The following is a 16,163-nucleotide window of genomic DNA, read 5'->3' on the forward strand; positions in this document are numbered from 1 at the left end:
CAACCAGCGGCAGCACTTGCGTCCTGCCATCCTATGGTTCTTGTGTCGACGGATCTCAGCGCGAAAAAAGAACCTCGCCCATTCCGAGCACTGCGTTATCCCCGCCATATTTGCGCGGTGCGCTCCCCAGAAGCGGCCGTTTCAAAATGCCCTCGGCGATCAGATGACGATCGATGATGGCGGCGAAAACGCTCTCGGGCGCGCCACATTCGACGAAGCTCGGCGACATGCGTGCCGGCGCGCGATCGAGAAGGATCGAACCGCGACGCATCAGATAGCCGGGCATATCACCGGTGCCACCGGCCACCACCAGCGTGCCGGCGATCATGCGGCTGCCGGCAAGGTCGCCGGAGCCTTTCAGCACCGCGATCAGGCCGCGCCGCATGCGGTCCGCCGCGAAGGCGCCCGCCTTGCCCCTGACGATCAACACACCGCCGTTCATGCCGGCCAGTTCCCCCACGAGCGGCGCGCCGAGGTGGTCGCCGGCATTGCCTGTTATCTCAAGCCTGCCGCCGCGCATGCCGGAGCCGGCGTATGGACCCGAATTGCCTTCGATCGTCAGCTTGCCACCGCGCATGGCGCGCCCGGCCTGGGCGCCGGCATTGCCAACGAGGCGAACCGACCCACCCCGCATGCCTTGCGCCACAAGGTCAAGGCGCGTGCTTCCGCCCTCGAACACGATGCTTGTCGGATCGCTGCCGGCGACGCGAAAAATGTCGCCCACCTTCGATCCGTGCTTCGACATGCCGATCTGGATTCCTTCGACGTCGCGCCTTTCGATCCCGGCCAGCCGCTCCGGCGTCAGCGGCGACAGGTCAAGGCGCTCCGGCGGCTCTGTAACCAGGGTGAAGGTCAGCCCCTTCATGGCAGCATATCCTTCAGCGAGTAGATGAATTTTCCGAGCTTGCCGCCGTAATTGCCGGCGCTGATGCGAACCGCGCCTCTTTTCGGTCCGAGCTCTATGACAGCCTTGATGCCGGCCTTCATCGCGGCGGCAACTGCATCATTGGTTTCACCATCGATGACGATTTCCAGGACGGCGTTGATGTCGGGACCGAGTTCACTCGCGACGACGCCGCGCAACGTCGGCGCATAGGCTTCGTTGGCCGAGGCGATCATCCCTTTGTATTTGCCACCTATCTTGGAACCCGAACGGGCGATGCCGCCCGGAAACGGCACGATGGCGCCAGGCACCATGCCGATCGCACCGACCGCGGCCTCGGCAGCGGCCAAAGCGTTGGCGCTGCTTTGCGCCATGACAAAGAAATTGCCGCCACCGACAGCTTCCTTCGTCAGTCCGGTCGTTGCTTCGCACAGGAACTCGCCATCCATGACGGGAATACGCCAGAAATGCCTGTCGCCGATCTTCTTGGAGATTTGCCAGCCGTCGCCGAAATAACGCAGCGCCGAACCGAGCTTGAGCTCGGCGCTGCCCTGCAGCCCGGCAAAGCAGGCGGAACCCGGCGAGGTCAAAACGCACTGGCCGACACGATTGAGCAGTTGTTTCTGCAATTCGTCCGTTCCCATCGCGAAAATCATGACGCGGCAGCCCGGCCGGCCATCCGGTGTGGCCGATGGCGGCAGGTCGAGATCGATTGCCGCTTCGCAGCCGCAACCGATCACCGAGGTGGCGAAGCCGGTCATCGTGATCGCCGCCTGGCGAGCCCATTTCCGGCTCGGCGCGGTGATGACGATGGCGGTTGCGCGCATGCCGAAGGCTTCGGCGAAGGTATCGTCGATCGTCACCCCATTGACGCTCATGTTCGGCATGGCACCTCGCCGAATGGCTGTTCGCGCGCAATCGCGGAATCCGGAAAATTGAACCAGTCCAGCGACAGGCCGTAGCGCTGCTGGTGATAGTCCTCGAGCCGTCGCACCATTGCCTTGTCGACAGGCGGCTTGAGCCTCAATGCCTTGCCCCAGCGGTAATGGATGATTTCCCCGTCTTGCACGACGAGATCGCCATCCTTGAAAACATACGCCGCCTGTCCGAGCATTTTCGCGATATCGCGGTCCCTGCGATAGACAGCGATGTCGGCTATTGCACCGGCGCCGAGATGGCCTCGATCCGTCAAGCCGAGCAGCTTGGCCGGCGCCGCCCGCGTCATGATGGCGATTTCCTCGAACGTGTATTCGCGGTCGATTGCGGCCAGGGTAGAGAGCGCCAGGGCGGATCGTGAAAGTCCAGCGGTCATTTCGGCGCGCGCTTCCCGGCTCATCAGCAGTTCGAACAGCGCCGGATAAGCGGTAAAAGGTGCACCGTTGGGATGATCAGTGGTGAAGAACACACGCCAGGGATCGTCGATCAGGAGAAAAAGCTCGAGCCCGATCGCCCACTGCATCGTGCCGTAGAAGTCCTTGCCATAGCTGTAGGGCACGATGCCGCCGCCATTGCCGTCACCATCATGAATGACGGTCTTTTTCGGGTGCGCGCTGCCACGCGCCGAAAACTGCCGCATGACGTCGGAGGAGACCGTGACCGTCTGGCCGAACATGACCTGGCCGATATCGATGGTGACTTCCGGCGTCGCGTTGACCAGTTCGGCAAGCCGTGCGGCGGCGGAAGAAAACCCGCGTTTTCCTTCCGTGCCATAGCCATAGAACTGGAGGTGGGCGAGATGCAGCGGCAGCCCATCCGCCGCTGCAATCGTCGCAGCCGCCGTATCCGCCGATCCGGGGCTGCCCAGATTGTTGCAATGGACATGCAGGGGATGCGGCAGGCCAAGACTGTCGACGGCGGCCTGCAGCGTCTTGACGATCTTGCGCGAACTGACGCCATAGGAAGGCACGACATCGTCCAGCGAGAAGGTGCGGACGTTCTCCTTGAAGGCGGCCGCCGCACCGGCGTTGATCACCTTGACCCCAAGCGCTCGCGTCGAAGCGACCGTCCAGGCGACATAGTCCTCGATCATCGTTCGGGGGGCGTCGTCGCGGATCATCGACAACAGGAAATCGTCATTGCCGAGAATGGCGAGGGTTGCTTTGTCGATGATCGGGATGTCAGCCAGTTCGAGATGCGTGTGAAGCGCCGCTCCCGGCGACATCGCCGGCTCGACCACCGTCGTAAAGCCCATCTTTGCGTAGAGGCAGCCGGTCTGGAACGTCGACCAGCCGGCATTGGAGAGCGGCGTCATTGCTGGCCGCGGCTGATGGGCGGCGTGCTGTTCGGGCAAGAGCAGCCGCGCGGTGTTCACATTGCCGCCGCCAATGTGGGAGTGGATGTCGATGGCGCCAGCCATCACGATGCAGCCGCTGGCTTCGATGATCCGGTCGGCCGCCCCTCCCGCCGGCGCCGGAACGATCTTGTCGTCCTTGATCCAGAGGTCGCCTTTGCCGAGACGGCCGTTGACGGGATCGATGATGTCGCCGCCGGCGATTTTCGTCAGCATGGCAGTGGCTCGGCGAAAGCATGGGTAGCGATCAGGCGGATGATCGTCGCGGCGGAGGGCAATTGCGAGGCCGCTTGCGCATCGATCGACCTGAGCGAGCCCGTGCGGCTGGAGTAGACAACCGCATCGTGATCGACCCCAGCCTCGCCGATGGCCATGGTGACCGCGGCGCCGGCAACCGGCTCTTGCGTTTTCGTCAACGCAATCAGCGCGATGCGGCGCTTTTTTTCCTTCGGTTGAGCCGTTGTGGCGGAGATCCGCAGGTGCAGGTCGGCTTCGCCGGCAGCGATCATGCGCGCCACATCGCAGCGCCAGGGATCGAATTCCGGGAAGCCGCGCGCAAAGCCGGTGCGCAGCGGAAAACCTGTCATCCAGGCCGAGGCGAGCGTGCTTCCCCAGCCGTTTTCGTTCGCCGGCAGATGAAGGCCGGATGCGCGCGATTTGCGATTGAGATCGGCGATCAGTCCCTGCAGCATCTCCAAAGCCAAGCCTTCGGCGGCGTGGCCTGAAAACAGGAACACGGGAAAATGCGCGGCCGCCAGAGCTTTGGCGAAATCATTGAAATTCGACACCGGTTGCGATGTACGCTGCCCTTTGTACTGTGCTCTCAGTGCCGCCAGCGTGGCGGCGAGGCTGGCTTGGCCACAGGAAAGTTGCGTTGCCTTGCGCCCGCCGTTCAGCGGCGGCACAGACATCCCGTTTGGACCTACCACGAAGAACGCGCGCTGGTTCCCGGTCGAGAGGTCGGGAACCGTCCCGTCGAGTTCGCCAACAAGACCATGATGGATCCGCGGGAGCTCGCCCACGATCACCACGACATCGGCACGCCGGCGCGTCTCTCCGGGGGCGACGGTCATTGCCCCCTTGTCCGTAAAAAGCGCGGTCTCCCGGGCAAGTGCCGCGCCATCGGCATGGTCGTATGCCGCGCCAGCCCGCTCGGCCAGCGCGATCGCCGCCCTGGTGCCGTCTATATCCGTATCAAAGCTGAAAACCGGGCACCGACTTGACGACAATAGCGACGCGGCATGCGCAGCCGCGTGCTCAATCAGCGCTTCCCGGTTGCCGATCCAAGCAACCGCCATTCGCTAAACTACTTTCTGGTGCCGGCCCGATCCTAGACGAAACTGGATTGGCCGTGAACCCCACCTTGCAGCGGATCAGCGAATGTTTTCATACGCGTCAACAAATTCCGACCCTGCCTAGTCATATTTGACGTAAGCGAAGCGTTGATCGGTCAGCGGAGTGCCTTCCAGCGCCCCGCCTTCCTTGGCCGGCTGCCACTGAACAACATCCTCGATCTTTTTCGCCAACTCGAAATCCTTGTCGGTAATGCCTTTCGCCGCGTGGTTCGTCAGGCGCACCTCGACCCAGGCATAGGAGGCGGTGATATCGGGATGGTGCCACGCCGCCTCGGCGAGATGGCCAACCGTGTTGATGACCATGAGCGTCGATTTCCAGCTGTGGGTCTTGTATTTGCGCCGGATCCAGCCGTTTTCGTAACGCCATTTCGGCAGCTCCTTCTCAAGCCGATCGGCGATCTCGGCTTCCGAATAGACCTTTTCCTTGACTGTCTCGTTCATCTCGACCTCCGCGAATTGCTCGGTCTGTCTATGCGCCGGAGCCGGCAAACACGTGATGCATTCTCTTTGGCTTGCCCCATCGACGAAAACAGTTATCATGGTACCGGGCACCTAAACTTCCATGATGCATCCATGATGCATCCATCGGGGGGCAGATGTCGAATTCTGTTACCATACGAGTGCCCGCTCGCCTGCACCTTGGCTTCCTTGATCTCAATGGCGATGCCGGACGGCGGTTCGGCAGCGTCGGGCTTCCATTGAGCGAACCCGAAACCGTCGTCACCCTGTCGCGGTCCGGCGAGACCATCGTCGAAGACTCCGAGAGCACCCGCGCCAGCGAGCATCTGTCGACGCTCTGCAAGCATCTCGGCATTCGCGGCCCGCACCATCTGGTGGTCGAGCAGTCGATCCCCAGTCATGCGGGTCTGGGGTCCGGCACGCAGATCGCCCTTGCCGTCGCCTCGGCATTGCGCACTCTCCATAATTTGCCTCTGGATATCGTCGGCGACGCCAGCCTGCTCGAGCGGGGCGGCCGATCCGGCATCGGCATCGCAAGTTTCGAAGACGGCGGCGTCATAGTCGACGCCGGCAAGAACGACCGCGGCGGAACGCCTCCGGTCGTCGCGCGGCTGCCGTTTCCGGAAGAGTGGCGCGTCATCCTCATCCTCGACCATTCCGGGCATGGACTGCATGGCGCTGCCGAGGTCGCGGCGTTTCGTTCGCTGCCGCCATTCCCAACGGCAGGCAGCGGGGAGATCTGCCGGAGGGTGCTGATGGGCATTATGCCGGCTCTGGTCGAGCGGGACCTTCCGGCATTCGGCGCCGCCGTCACCGCGATACAGATGCTGATCGGCAGCCATTTCGCCCCGGCGCAGGGCGGCGTGTTCACCTCGAAGGGGGTCGAGATGGCGGCCCACCGTCTCAATGAAGCAGGCGCCGTCGGCATCGGCCAGAGTTCCTGGGGGCCGACAGGCTTTGCCTTCGCGCCATCGCATGACGCCGCACTCAAGTTCGTCGACGCGGTTCGGAAGACGAAAGTTGGAGACGGCCTTGAGATCAAGATCGTCAAGGGCAGGAACTCCGGCGCGAAGATCAGCTCAACCAGGCTGAATCTCGTCGGCAGCTGACGCTCCCGTTTCAGGCAGAAAGGCAAGAAATGGCCCGCAAACACATCCTGCACATGCTGACACCGTTGAAGCAGATGAGCCCCTTCGACGTGAATATGGCGCTCGACGCAGGTTTCGACGCCGTCGTCCCCTATGTCGATGTAAGCCTCGCCGAAGTGACAGGCCTGGTCCAGGACGCGATCTTTTCGCGCCCGCCGGATGCGGGTGTCGACACCGGCATCTTCATCGCCGGGAAGGATGCCTCGTTGGCGCTCGACATGTTCGACGCCGCGAAGAAGGCGATGGTGCCGCCTTTCCAGGTTTCGGTATTTGCCGATCCGGCCGGCTCGTTCACCACGGCCGCGGCGATGGTGGCCAAGGTCGAAAAGGCGCTGGAGAAGAAACTCCAGCGTGGGCTCAGGGATACGAGGGTGGCTGTTTTCGGCGCCACCGGCGTCGTCGGCTTCTGCACCGCCGTCATCGCGGCAGAGGAAGGTGCACGGGTCACACTTGTCGGCCATGACGGCATCGAAAGGGTCAAGCAGATCGCGGCCGAGATCGAAAGCAGATTCAACATCATCGTCGATGCCGCTGACGGATCGAGCGACGCCCGCAAGACAAAGCTGGTCGAGGCAAACGAAATTATCCTGGCTTGCGCTAAAGCCGGCGTCCAAGTGGTCTCCAAAGCCCAATTGAAAGGCAATGACCTGCTTATTGCGGCCGACGTCAATGCTGTTCCCCCGGCCGGCATCGAAGGATTGGCCGTCAATGCCAATGGTGATCCACTCGAAACGGCAAAAGCTGTCGGCATTGGTCCGCTTGCCATCGGCAATGTCAAATATAAGGTCGAATTCGGTCTCTTCAAAAGAATGATCGAATCCGAAAAGACGATCACGCTCGATTTTCAGGAAGCGTTTTCCCTTGCACGCGAGATTGCCAAGTAACGCCGGATCTCTTTTGATCGCGGCAATTTCAGGCCGGGCGCTGGCCGCCGCCGCGCGTCGCGCCGGCTATCGTCCGCTGGTCGCCGATTTCTTTTGCGATACGGACACCGTCGCGCTCGCAGAACGCGCGACGATATTGCCAGGCGACCTGCAGGGGGGCGTCGATGGCGAGCGCATCATCGACACGCTTCGGCGATTGGCTGGCGACGACCTCCCGGTCGCCATTATCCTGGGCTCTGGGTTTGAGCGGATGCCTGAGACCGTGGACAAGATCGCGCGACACTTTCCGCTCGCAGGCAATGGCGGCGGCGCGATCCGCAGGATCAAGGATCCGCAGTTGCTGGCTGATGATTGCGCCGAACTCGGCATCCCGCATCCGCAATTGCGATGGGACCAGCCGCCTGATCCGGAGAACTGGGTGGCCAAGACCGCGGGCGGCGCCGGTGGCGGGCACGTCAGACGAGCAACCGGAGAAAGCCCGACCGCCGGCCGCTACTTCCAGCGCTTCGTTGCCGGTCGCAGCATCTCGGCCCTGTTCGTCGGCAACGGGCAAACCGCGCACGTCGTGGGCTTCAGCCAACAATGGACGTCCCCCTCCCCGACAGCGCCCTATCGCTACGGCGGCGCCGTGCGGTTGAGACGCTTCGATCGCAGACAGGCGGCGCTCATCGGCGGTTGGCTCTCAAGTCTGACGCGGCGCGCCGGCCTGGTTGGATTGTGCAGCGCCGATCTCATCCGCGGGCCGGATGGCTACAAGTTCATCGAGATCAATCCAAGGCCAGGCGCCACCCTCGACATTTTCGACGATGTCGAAGCGCCATTGATCGAAGCGCATCTGCGCGCCGCGACGGGTCAGGTCTTCCGCTTGCCGCGCTTCGTCGATTCGATGGCGTCGATGGTGACTTACGCCGCGACGCCAATCACTCACTTTCCGTCGATCGCCTGGCCTGAATGGACAGCGGACCAGCAGTCGGCTGGCACCCGTCTGATTGCCGGCGACCCTGTCTGCACGGTCTTCGCGCGCGGTCCGAGCGTCCAATCGACCAAGCGGCTCATCAAGGGACAAGTCAGTCAATTGCAACTCCAATGGGAAGGAGACCGGACATGAAAGACGGTTCGGCATTCCTGAACGACAATGCACAGCGCATCGTTGACGGCATGATCGACGACGCCGAACGCCTGCGTATCGTCGTCTCCACGGGGCCATTGGGCGAGCGCCTGATCGATGCCGGCGCCAAGACCGTCGGCAGCGTCGAAGCCGGGCTGCGCATGGCTGAGGCTGCGATGGGCGGTCTCGGCAGCGTTTCGGTGTTCATGGATCGTGCGTCACAGCAATGGCCGTTCACCGTCGAAGCGCGATCTTCGCAGCCGGTGCTAGCCTGCCTGGGCAGCCAATATGCGGGCTGGAATCTATCTGGCCAGGACTATTTCGCCATGGGATCTGGGCCGGCGCGGGCGCTCGCCCGGGTCGAACCGCTGTTCGAAACACTTTCCTATCGCGACATCGCATCGTCCGCGGTGCTTATCCTGGAGACGGCCGAACCGCCTCCCCGCGCGATCGTTGAGAAAGTGGGCAAGGCAACTGGATTGGCGACGGAAAAGCTCACCTTCCTCTATGCGCCGACACAAAGCCTTGCCGGCGGCGTGCAGATCGTTGCGCGCGCGCTCGAGGTTGCCCTGCACAAGATCAACGATCTCAAATTCCCGCTGGAGAACGTTGTCGATGGCATCGGAACGGCTCCGATCCCCGCCCCCCATCCGGATTTCCTGACCGCCATGGGCCGAACCAACGATGCCATCATCTATGGCGGCAGCGTCCAGCTCTTCGTGAAAGGATCGGCGAAAGAAGCTGGCAAACTCGCGGAAAAACTCCCAAGCAGCGCCTCACGGGACTACGGCCAACCCTTCGCCGAGATCTTCACGCGGTTCAAGGGCGATTTCTATGCCATCGACCCGCTGCTGTTCAGCCCGGCCGAAGTGATCGTGACAGCGATCGAAACCGGCGATACGTTTCGCGCCGGTCGGCGTGATCTGAAGATGCTCGAACGAAGTCTCGGCTAGAGCATGGCGGTGCAAAGAGATTCGTCTGTCATTCGCCTGCCCGACGCCTGCATTTCGTGCAGCCCTGCCGCGGACGCGGCAATGAGGGCGCGGGATCGCTCGCGCCGCCGACATTCCCGTACCCGAGAGGCCACATGATCCCTCGCATCCTGATCGTCAGCGACAAAGTGGACACCGGCTCCAACGGCCTGGCGGCAGGGCTTGGTCGGCGAGGCGCCGCCGTTGCAGCCGTGCCGCTGGCGGCGATCGCATTCGACACCAGCAGCCCGAGCGGGCTTTCGAACCCTGGCTTCGGCGGCACGCTGCCCGACGCCGTGCTCGTCCGTTCGATCGCCGCCGGATCATTCGAAGCGATTACCCGGCGCCTCGGCGTGCTGCACGCGTTAAGCAGACTGTCGGTTCCCGTGTGGAATTCCGCCCAGGCGATCGAGCGCTGCGTCGACAAGTCGATGACGACATTCCTCCTGAAAAATGCCGGCCTGCCTACGCCACGCACCTTTGCCGTAGAAGGACTTGCCGTCGCCGAGGAGATCGCGGCGCAAGAGCTTCCGCGGGGACCGCTGGTGCTGAAACCATTGTTCGGCGCGCAAGGCCGCGGGATAAAGCTGATCCGCACGCTCTCGGACCTGCCGGCCGCAGAAGAGGTGAACAGCGTCTACTACCTTCAGCAATATGTGTCGCGTGCCGGTCCACCTTTCCGGGATTTTCGCGTCTTTGTCTGCGCCGGCGAGACCGTGGCGATGATGAGCCGCATCAGCGACGACTGGATCACGAACGTCAACAGGGGCGGCGTGCCGGAACAGGTTTCCGAACATGGCAAGGCGGAACTGGCCTCGCTGGCTGTCGCCGCGTCAGCCGCGGTCGGCGCGGATTTTGCCGGCGTGGACATCGTGCGGGCTGACGACGGCAATCTGTTCATACTCGAAGTGAACAGCATGCCCGCCTGGTCGGGATTGCAATCGGTGGTCGCCGTGAACATCGCCGAAGCAATCGCCGATGCCTTGCTGAAACTCCTGGCCGACCGCGCCGAAGCGGCCGCCGCGCCGCGGCCCTACCGTTTCGCCGCGCCTGCGAATTCGTGAGGGCCCGTAGGATGGCGCTATCGCGTGAACGCCTCCGGGCCAGCTACAAGGATGCCTGCAGGATGGAGATCGAAGCCCTCAAACCGGGCAACGTCCATCTGTTCGCCGACGGACACGGCATGTCGGCCGCTCAATTCATGATGAGTGCGGAGGTTTCTTCCGGGCCGCTGACCGATCCTCGTCTGCCGGTCGGACAGCGCATGCTGGAGGCGGTGCGCGCGACCCGACTGGCGGTCGCAACCAATACCAATCTCGGAATCATCCTTCTGACAGGGCCACTGATATGCGCCGCCGAAATGAGCGGTGACAGACTGCAGGACAATCTCGACTCGCTGCTTCGGGCTTTGAGCGTGCAGGATACCAAGGCGGTGTTCGAGGCGATCGTCACGGCCGCGCCAGGCGGCCTCGGAGAAGCCGCCAACGATGTGCGGCAGGAGCCGAAGATCCATTTGCTGGACGCGATGCGGGAGGCCACCGACCGGGACATGATCGCCCGCCAGTACGGCAGCTGTTTCGGCGACGTGTTCGGGGTCGGGCTCGCGGCGCTGGATGGAGCGTTGGCACGTGGAGAAACCGGCATGTGGCCGACGGTATTCGTCTACATGGCGTTTTTCGCCGACTTCCCCGACAGCCATGTGATGCGCAAGCACGGCGTTGACGTCGCAAATCAGGCGCGGCAGGAAGCCGTTGCCGTTCAGGCGGCGCTCCATGCGGAGGGCGACGAACCGTCGCGCATTCGCCTGCTCATGGAGTTCGACCGCCGGTTAAAGACCGACAACATCAACCCCGGCACCTCGGCCGACCTCACCGTGGCTACTCTTTTAGTCCACACCCTCGCCCTCACCTTGCATAATCGCGGCGTTGGTGCTTGACTTCCAAAAGTGGAAGCTGTGCTTCCGCGGCTATCTAGCCAACCGGTCCGGGCAAATCCGGACGCTGCCAACAAGGATAGCTGTCCATCGAGCGCCTGCTCGGTTGCAGCGTCCGTGGACACCATAATTGTGTCTTGGAGGAAATTGGCATGGCAAAAATCTCAAAGGTTATGGTCGGTGAATCGCTGGTGGGAGACGGCAACGAAGTCGCGCATGTCGACCTGCTCATCGGCCCGCGGGGGAGCGCGGTCGAAACGGCATTCTGCAACGCGCTTACCAACAACAAGGACGGCTTTACTTCGCTTTTGGCGGTGATCGCGCCCAATCTTCAATGCAAACCCAACACCGTGATGTTCAACAAGGTCACGATCAAGGGCGCCAAGCAGGCGGTCCAGATGTTCGGCCCGGCGCAGCACGCAGTGGCAAAGGCCGTGCAGGACAGCGTCGCGGACGGGACCATTCCGGCCAACGAAGCGGACGACGTGTTCATCTGCGTCGGGGTATTCATCCATTGGGACGCGGCGGACGACGCCAAGATCCAGAAATACAATTACGAGGCGACAAAGGAAGCTATCCAGCGCGCCGTTGCAGGAACGCCGACCGCCGCCGAAGCAACGGCCCAGCGCGACAAGGTCAAGCATCCGTTCGCAGCCTAGACAAGAGACAGCCCCGCACAGGAAAAACCCTCTTCTGAGACGGATGGTCTGTTGCGCCGGCTGAAAAAGGTTCTGGGCTTTTGAAACGTCAACTCCCGAAGGGCGCTCGCCCTTCGGGAGTTGACGAGCGACGATTGTCAGGCGCCGAGTGACGCGAGGCGGCCGGGGGTGAGCGTAGCGTTGTGCAATGAGGTTGCGACCAGCGCCGCGGCGACACCCATCGCGGACAAGGCGCTGATGTCGGTCTCATCTCGGACGCCGCCGGCCGCGATGACGGCGCGATTTCCGGCCTTGGCCTTGACCTCCTGCAATCGCCCGAAGTCGGGACCGGCGGCCGCACCGACCTTGGCCAGCGTCATGACAATCACCCTTTGCGGCCAAAGCTCGGGCTCATCGAGAAGAGAACGCGGTCCGCAAAAACTATCGCCGACGAAATCAAGGGACAGGATGAGATCGGGATGATCGCGAAAACGCCGCAGCAACATGTCGTCCCGCTGCGATTCAGAGCCCAAAACAGGAGACAGCGAGCGTTCGGCAAGCGCCGCCAAAAGTGTCTTTTCGTCGGCCACACCGGCATCGACCCAAAGTTCCGGCGGCTCCGCCATCGTCCTCAGCCGGGCGAGTGCGTCGCTGTTTGGCACACCGCCTTCGATAGCGTCCAGATCCGCGATGTAGAAGGTCGAAAAAGGATAAAGCCCACGCAGTCCTTCAGCGACCGCGACGACATCAGGGCTTCGGCTGAGCGGCGTAACGATCGGCCTGTAGCGATCGCGTTTTCCCTGCTGGGCGCGAACCACCACGCCGTCTTTCAGGTCGAGAACCGGAATGATACGCAACGCTTTTTTCACCGACCAATTGCCCCCGTCATGAAAGCTTGAAGCGTGGAAAAAAGAAAGGGCATCATTGCCGGTTTCGACATTGGCGGCGCACATCTGAAGGTGACCCGCGCACAAGACGGTCGCATCGTCGAGGCGGTAACGATCGCAACGCCGCTCTGGCAAGGGCTGCACAAGCTGGCTTCAGCCCTCGACGAAACGGCTCCGATCTACGCGGGTGCGGATCTCAACGCATTCACCATGACAGGCGAACTGTCGGACATCTTTCCGTCCCGCGATGTCGGCGTAGGGGCTCTGCTGGGTCAGATTTCCACCCATTTCCCCACAGACAAAAAGCTGGTCTATGCTGGGCCATCCGGTTTCGTCGGGATTGAGCGGGCAGCGCAGCTGGCCGCCGATGTGGCTTCCGCCAATTGGCACGCGACAGCCTTGTTGGTGGCAAAACTCGCCGGCGATGCCCTGTTCGTCGACATGGGCTCCACCACCACCGATATCATTGCCATCAAGAACGGCGTCGTGGCCAATGACGGCTACACCGACGCCGGACGGCTTCTAACCGGCGAATTGGTCTATACCGGCTTTACCAGGACATTCCTGTTCGGCGTAGCCTCGTCGGCTCCCGTCCATGGCAGGCTAACGCCGCTGATGAACGAGTATTTCGCCTCGATCGCCGACGCTCACCGCATCCTGGGCGTGCTCGACGAGGACGACGACAGGCACCCTCCCGCCGACGGCAAGGAAAAGACCGTGGATGGTTCGATCGCGCGGCTGGCGCGCATGGTCGGGCGCGACGCCACTGACCTGACCTCGCCGGAATGGGGTGAAATCGCGCGCTGGTTCAGCGAGCAGCAACTGCGCAAAATGCATGATGCAGCGTCGCTGGTTGCCGGGACCTTGCCTCGGGATGTCCCGATCGTCGGGGCCGGAATCGGTCGCTGGCAGATCAGGCGACTGGCCGAACGCATGGAACGCAGCTATGTCGATTTCGCCGACATCATCCCCGCGGATGACACCGTTCGCGGCCAAGCGAGCAGCGCGGCACCCGCTTCCGCGGTAGCGCTTTTGGCGGGATATCCGTCGTAAGCAGGATGCGGCGCTCGGCCTAAGCCCGCGCGTCCTTGCTCCCGGAACCTTTGGCGGTCAAATGATCGCTGACACGCTGCATCAGCCAGCCCCAGGCTTCCTTTTCACCGTCGCCTGCTGTCTTTTCGATGGCGATCGAAAGGTAGGCGATTTCCGCCTCGATCTTGTCGCGCGGCAGCATGCCGAGCCGGCTGACCAGGATGGCCAGCTCAAGCACCGCCGCCTTGGCTCGGTTAAGGCCGGTGAACGGCGCAAGCGCTTCCTCCCGCACCACGCGGCAGAAATGGCGGGGGCGCACGCCATTGTCATCGACCGCTTGGACTTCGAGGCCCGAATACGCCAGCGCGGCCTCGAGCCTCGGCACCGGAAACCCGTCAACCGGAACAGTTGGCCAATGCTTGCGGCCTGTCAGGCAGCCGGCAAAGACACGCACGTCGTCGGTATAATTGGCGATGGCGAACGGCACTTCGGCGAGATTGTCGAGCGTGACCGACGGCCGGAACGGCGCAATCACCCAGCCGTCATTCTCGGCGATGATGCCGATCGGCGCGATGTGGACGTTGCCTGCCTTGTTGACCGTCGTGATGATCGATTCGCGAATGTAGGGCATGGTCCTAGCGCTCTTTCCTTGCGCGGAGCGTCTTGCCCGGCTCGGCAAGACGGGTACGGTCGGGTTCGGGAGCCGGCGCGGCAACGCCCCATGCGAGCGGCTCGTCCTGCACATAACGCTTGCCGAGGCGCCACGCGATCTCGGCCTTCATCAGTTCGGCGCCGAGGTAAAAAGCGTGTGCGCCATCGGCGTTGACGTCCAGCCCGGCAAAAAGTTCGAACGCATCCGTGGCAACTGCATGCCCTTTGCTATTGAAAACATGGATGCCGTCCTCCGCTACCGCGATCCGGAAGTTGGCATCGCGCACCTGGGCCGCCAATGCCTCGATATCGTCGGTTGAGGCTGTGAAAGGCTTGCGATCGTGGACCTGCAACAGGCCTGGGTGATAGCCGCGCGGCAAGGCGCCGTCCGTGCAAGCAGCCAACATGACGCGGCGGGCGATATCGTGCTCCTCGATCGTCCGCACCGTGTGTGGGCTGACATGCACCGCCAGCACGTTTCGGATCCGGAGTTCCGAGCAGAGTCCCGCTAGAACGGCCGTAACACCAGAACTGTCCGCGTCGGTCAATTCGGTGAGATTGCCGGTGCCCATCAGCAATTCGACGTCCGGCCAGCGGCGCCGCGCCTCGATGAAGCGCCCGAGTGAAACGGCGAAGCCGAAATGGATCGGGTCGAGCACGGGATCGGCAATGAAGGCGATACCGGCCTTTTGCGCGGCTTCGATGGCCCGGCCGAGCGAATCCAGATCGCCAGGCGTGGAAGGTATCAACACTGCCGTAGCCCTATGATCGAAGATCAACGGCAGCGTGTTCTCATCGAGGCTGAGAAGATAGTCCGCGCCGGCGCGTGCCCCGATCGTCAGTTCGTCCACGCTGGCCGAATCGACGCTGACCATAAATCCCCGTGCCTTGAGCGCTCGCACAGCCTCCGCCAGCAATGGAAACGGCGTCTCCGGCAGGCAGCCCAGATCGATGACATCGGCGCCGGCCGCAGCTAGCATCGAGGCCCTCGCCATCAGTGCCTCGACCGACAGCATCGGCGCATCGACGATCTCGGCGAAGATGCGCATATCGTGACGCGTCAGATCCGGCGGTTTGCCCGCCCGGCCAAGGAAGGCCGGAAGGTCGGCGATCTCGTCGGGGCCGCGCACAAAAGGCACGCCGAAATGCTCCGACAGGTGCTCGATGTTTCCCCGATAGCGTCCGGGTAGGATGACGCGGTCGGCGTCTCCTGTCAGAGTGAGCCGACGCTTCACAATGTCCTCGCTCATCAGCGCGGCGACCTTGACGCCGACGTCGACGATTTCCCACGCGAATTCGGTTCTGCCCAGCCCGGCCAGCAGCCGTTCCAGCCGCGCCTTGGCCAGATGGCCGGTAAGAAAAACCAGCCGCTCAGCCATCGCTTGCGAGTTCGGCCTGTCGCCGTGTGAGCGAGGCTTCGAGATCAGCGAGCGACTCGACCACCTGGGTCCGCTCGAAACTCTTCAACTGCTCGGTATTTTCCAGATCGATCCTGCGCGGATAGACCTTGACCAGCCCGTGCGGTGCCTGGGTTTCGAGTTCCGGTGCGGTGTCGCAAGCAAAGACGATGGCTGGCACACGGCACTTTCCCGCTTGGGCAAAGACATTGGTGGCGAGCGTGTCGGAAATGCCATGCACGCATTTGGCGACCGTGTTGGACGTGGCCGGCGCCACCACGACCGTGTGATAGACACCGTGGTAGAATTCGCCGACCGGGATCGCGCTCGCGGTCTTGTCGTGCAGCACGCGCGTCGTCTCCGGGAAATCAAGTTTGAGCTTGTACATGCGCAGCACTTCGTTGGCGGCCTTCGACACGAAGACATCGCAATGTTCGAGTTGGCGAACAAGTGCGAAGCTCTCCGTAAAAAAATGCCCGGAACCCGTCAAAACCCACGCCCAGCGCGGCACATGCAGCTTCACCATC

The 16,163-nt window shown here is 62.7% G+C and carries 17 protein-coding genes; 8 read left to right on the plus strand and 9 right to left on the minus strand.

All coding sequences use genetic code 11. The annotated features are described in order from the left end of the window. Window positions 1–55 precede the first annotated feature (55 nt). The 5 genes from NKK51_RS10275 to NKK51_RS10295 all read right to left on the minus strand — a co-directional run bounded on the left by NKK51_RS10275 (window position 56) and on the right by NKK51_RS10295 (window position 4,969). Window positions 56–865, minus strand: a complete 810-nt coding sequence (locus NKK51_RS10275; protein ID WP_352552631.1) for a formylmethanofuran dehydrogenase subunit C — start codon at window positions 863–865, stop codon at window positions 56–58. Continuing rightward, window positions 862–1,770, minus strand: coding sequence for a formylmethanofuran--tetrahydromethanopterin N-formyltransferase (gene fhcD, locus NKK51_RS10280; RefSeq protein WP_352552632.1), 909 nt, complete (start codon window positions 1,768–1,770; stop codon window positions 862–864). The genes NKK51_RS10275 and fhcD overlap by 4 nt, the downstream gene beginning before the upstream one ends. Next, window positions 1,758–3,389, minus strand: a complete 1,632-nt coding sequence (locus tag NKK51_RS10285; protein WP_352552633.1) for a formylmethanofuran dehydrogenase subunit A — start codon at window positions 3,387–3,389, stop codon at window positions 1,758–1,760. The genes fhcD and NKK51_RS10285 overlap by 13 nt, the downstream gene beginning before the upstream one ends. Further along, a complete protein-coding gene (locus tag NKK51_RS10290; RefSeq protein ID WP_352552635.1) occupies window positions 3,383–4,471 on the minus strand; it encodes a tungsten formylmethanofuran dehydrogenase in 1,089 nt (362 codons plus the stop codon). Before NKK51_RS10290 ends, NKK51_RS10285 begins: the two co-directional genes overlap by 7 nt. Before the next feature lie 117 nt (window positions 4,472–4,588). Then, window positions 4,589–4,969 carry a 4a-hydroxytetrahydrobiopterin dehydratase gene (locus NKK51_RS10295; protein ID WP_013532029.1) on the minus strand — a complete coding sequence of 127 codons (381 nt, stop codon included), beginning with the start codon at window positions 4,967–4,969 and terminating at the stop codon, window positions 4,589–4,591. A gap of 155 nt (window positions 4,970–5,124) precedes the next feature. Between NKK51_RS10295 and NKK51_RS10300 the strand changes: the two genes are divergently transcribed. The 7 genes from NKK51_RS10300 (at window position 5,125) to fae (ending at window position 11,690) form a co-directional block, all read left to right on the plus strand. Next, complete coding sequence (locus NKK51_RS10300) at window positions 5,125–6,096, plus strand: beta-ribofuranosylaminobenzene 5'-phosphate synthase family protein (protein ID WP_352552637.1); 972 nt, start codon at window positions 5,125–5,127, stop codon at window positions 6,094–6,096. A 29-nt stretch (window positions 6,097–6,125) separates the two neighbouring features. Further along, window positions 6,126–7,019, plus strand: coding sequence for an NAD(P)-dependent methylenetetrahydromethanopterin dehydrogenase (locus tag NKK51_RS10305; protein WP_352552638.1), 894 nt, complete (start codon window positions 6,126–6,128; stop codon window positions 7,017–7,019). A 13-nt stretch (window positions 7,020–7,032) separates the two neighbouring features. Beyond that, window positions 7,033–8,127 (plus strand): ATP-grasp domain-containing protein, encoded by a 1,095-nt coding sequence (locus NKK51_RS10310; protein ID WP_128303332.1) that lies wholly within the window; start codon window positions 7,033–7,035, stop codon window positions 8,125–8,127. Further along, window positions 8,124–9,080, plus strand: a complete 957-nt coding sequence (gene mch / locus NKK51_RS10315) for a methenyltetrahydromethanopterin cyclohydrolase (RefSeq protein WP_352552640.1) — start codon at window positions 8,124–8,126, stop codon at window positions 9,078–9,080. The genes NKK51_RS10310 and mch overlap by 4 nt, the downstream gene beginning before the upstream one ends. Before the next feature lie 134 nt (window positions 9,081–9,214). Beyond that, on the plus strand, window positions 9,215–10,162 hold the full coding sequence (locus NKK51_RS10320) for an ATP-grasp domain-containing protein (protein ID WP_352552641.1): 948 nt from the start codon (window positions 9,215–9,217) through the stop codon (window positions 10,160–10,162). 11 nt (window positions 10,163–10,173) lie between these two features. Next, a complete protein-coding gene (locus NKK51_RS10325) occupies window positions 10,174–11,034 on the plus strand; it encodes a triphosphoribosyl-dephospho-CoA synthase (RefSeq protein ID WP_352552643.1) in 861 nt (286 codons plus the stop codon). A 149-nt stretch (window positions 11,035–11,183) separates the two neighbouring features. Continuing rightward, window positions 11,184–11,690 (plus strand): formaldehyde-activating enzyme, encoded by a 507-nt coding sequence (gene fae / locus NKK51_RS10330; protein WP_013532036.1) that lies wholly within the window; start codon window positions 11,184–11,186, stop codon window positions 11,688–11,690. A gap of 137 nt (window positions 11,691–11,827) precedes the next feature. Here fae and NKK51_RS10335 read toward each other — a convergent pair whose 3' ends face one another. Continuing rightward, on the minus strand, window positions 11,828–12,538 hold the full coding sequence (locus NKK51_RS10335) for a HisA/HisF-related TIM barrel protein (RefSeq protein WP_352552645.1): 711 nt from the start codon (window positions 12,536–12,538) through the stop codon (window positions 11,828–11,830). A 33-nt stretch (window positions 12,539–12,571) separates the two neighbouring features. On the opposite strand from NKK51_RS10335, the gene NKK51_RS10340 reads away from it, so the two are divergent. Continuing rightward, window positions 12,572–13,609: a hydantoinase/oxoprolinase family protein gene (locus tag NKK51_RS10340; RefSeq protein WP_128303327.1), complete on the plus strand. Its 1,038-nt coding sequence runs from the start codon at window positions 12,572–12,574 to the stop codon at window positions 13,607–13,609. Window positions 13,610–13,628: 19 nt separating this feature from the next. Here NKK51_RS10340 and NKK51_RS10345 read toward each other — a convergent pair whose 3' ends face one another. The 3 genes from NKK51_RS10345 to NKK51_RS10355 are packed head-to-tail and all read right to left on the minus strand — an operon-like array spanning window position 13,629 to window position 16,162. After that, on the minus strand, window positions 13,629–14,219 hold the full coding sequence (locus tag NKK51_RS10345) for a DUF447 domain-containing protein (RefSeq protein WP_352552647.1): 591 nt from the start codon (window positions 14,217–14,219) through the stop codon (window positions 13,629–13,631). Between the two features lie 4 nt (window positions 14,220–14,223). Next, window positions 14,224–15,618 (minus strand): DUF6513 domain-containing protein, encoded by a 1,395-nt coding sequence (locus NKK51_RS10350; protein ID WP_352552648.1) that lies wholly within the window; start codon window positions 15,616–15,618, stop codon window positions 14,224–14,226. After that, complete coding sequence (locus NKK51_RS10355) at window positions 15,611–16,162, minus strand: flavoprotein (RefSeq protein WP_023810415.1); 552 nt, start codon at window positions 16,160–16,162, stop codon at window positions 15,611–15,613. Before NKK51_RS10355 ends, NKK51_RS10350 begins: the two co-directional genes overlap by 8 nt. Between the last annotated feature and the right edge of the window lies 1 nt (window position 16,163).

The sequence above is a fragment of the Mesorhizobium sp. M0011 genome, assembly GCF_040324155.1.
GTDB lineage: Bacteria > Pseudomonadota > Alphaproteobacteria > Rhizobiales > Rhizobiaceae > Mesorhizobium.

Bases quoted from the DNA above. Each gene is read 5' to 3' on its own strand.
- NKK51_RS10285 (WP_352552633.1), bottom strand. From the start codon at position 3,389: ATGCTGACGAAAATCGCCGGCGGCGACATCATCGATCCCGTCAACGGC.
- NKK51_RS10295 (WP_013532029.1), bottom strand. From the start codon at position 4,969: ATGAACGAGACAGTCAAGGAAAAGGTCTATTCGGAAGCCGAGATCGCC.
- NKK51_RS10345 (WP_352552647.1), bottom strand. From the start codon at position 14,219: ATGCCCTACATTCGCGAATCGATCATCACGACGGTCAACAAGGCAGGC.
- fae (WP_013532036.1), top strand. From the start codon at position 11,184: ATGGCAAAAATCTCAAAGGTTATGGTCGGTGAATCGCTGGTGGGAGAC.
- NKK51_RS10300 (WP_352552637.1), top strand. From the start codon at position 5,125: ATGTCGAATTCTGTTACCATACGAGTGCCCGCTCGCCTGCACCTTGGC.
- NKK51_RS10350 (WP_352552648.1), bottom strand. From the start codon at position 15,618: ATGGCTGAGCGGCTGGTTTTTCTTACCGGCCATCTGGCCAAGGCGCGG.
- mch (WP_352552640.1), top strand. From the start codon at position 8,124: ATGAAAGACGGTTCGGCATTCCTGAACGACAATGCACAGCGCATCGTT.
- NKK51_RS10320 (WP_352552641.1), top strand. From the start codon at position 9,215: ATGATCCCTCGCATCCTGATCGTCAGCGACAAAGTGGACACCGGCTCC.
- NKK51_RS10325 (WP_352552643.1), top strand. From the start codon at position 10,174: ATGGCGCTATCGCGTGAACGCCTCCGGGCCAGCTACAAGGATGCCTGC.
- NKK51_RS10305 (WP_352552638.1), top strand. From the start codon at position 6,126: ATGGCCCGCAAACACATCCTGCACATGCTGACACCGTTGAAGCAGATG.
- NKK51_RS10290 (WP_352552635.1), bottom strand. From the start codon at position 4,471: ATGGCGGTTGCTTGGATCGGCAACCGGGAAGCGCTGATTGAGCACGCG.
- fhcD (WP_352552632.1), bottom strand. From the start codon at position 1,770: ATGCCGAACATGAGCGTCAATGGGGTGACGATCGACGATACCTTCGCC.
- NKK51_RS10275 (WP_352552631.1), bottom strand. From the start codon at position 865: ATGAAGGGGCTGACCTTCACCCTGGTTACAGAGCCGCCGGAGCGCCTT.
- NKK51_RS10355 (WP_023810415.1), bottom strand. From the start codon at position 16,162: ATGGTGAAGCTGCATGTGCCGCGCTGGGCGTGGGTTTTGACGGGTTCC.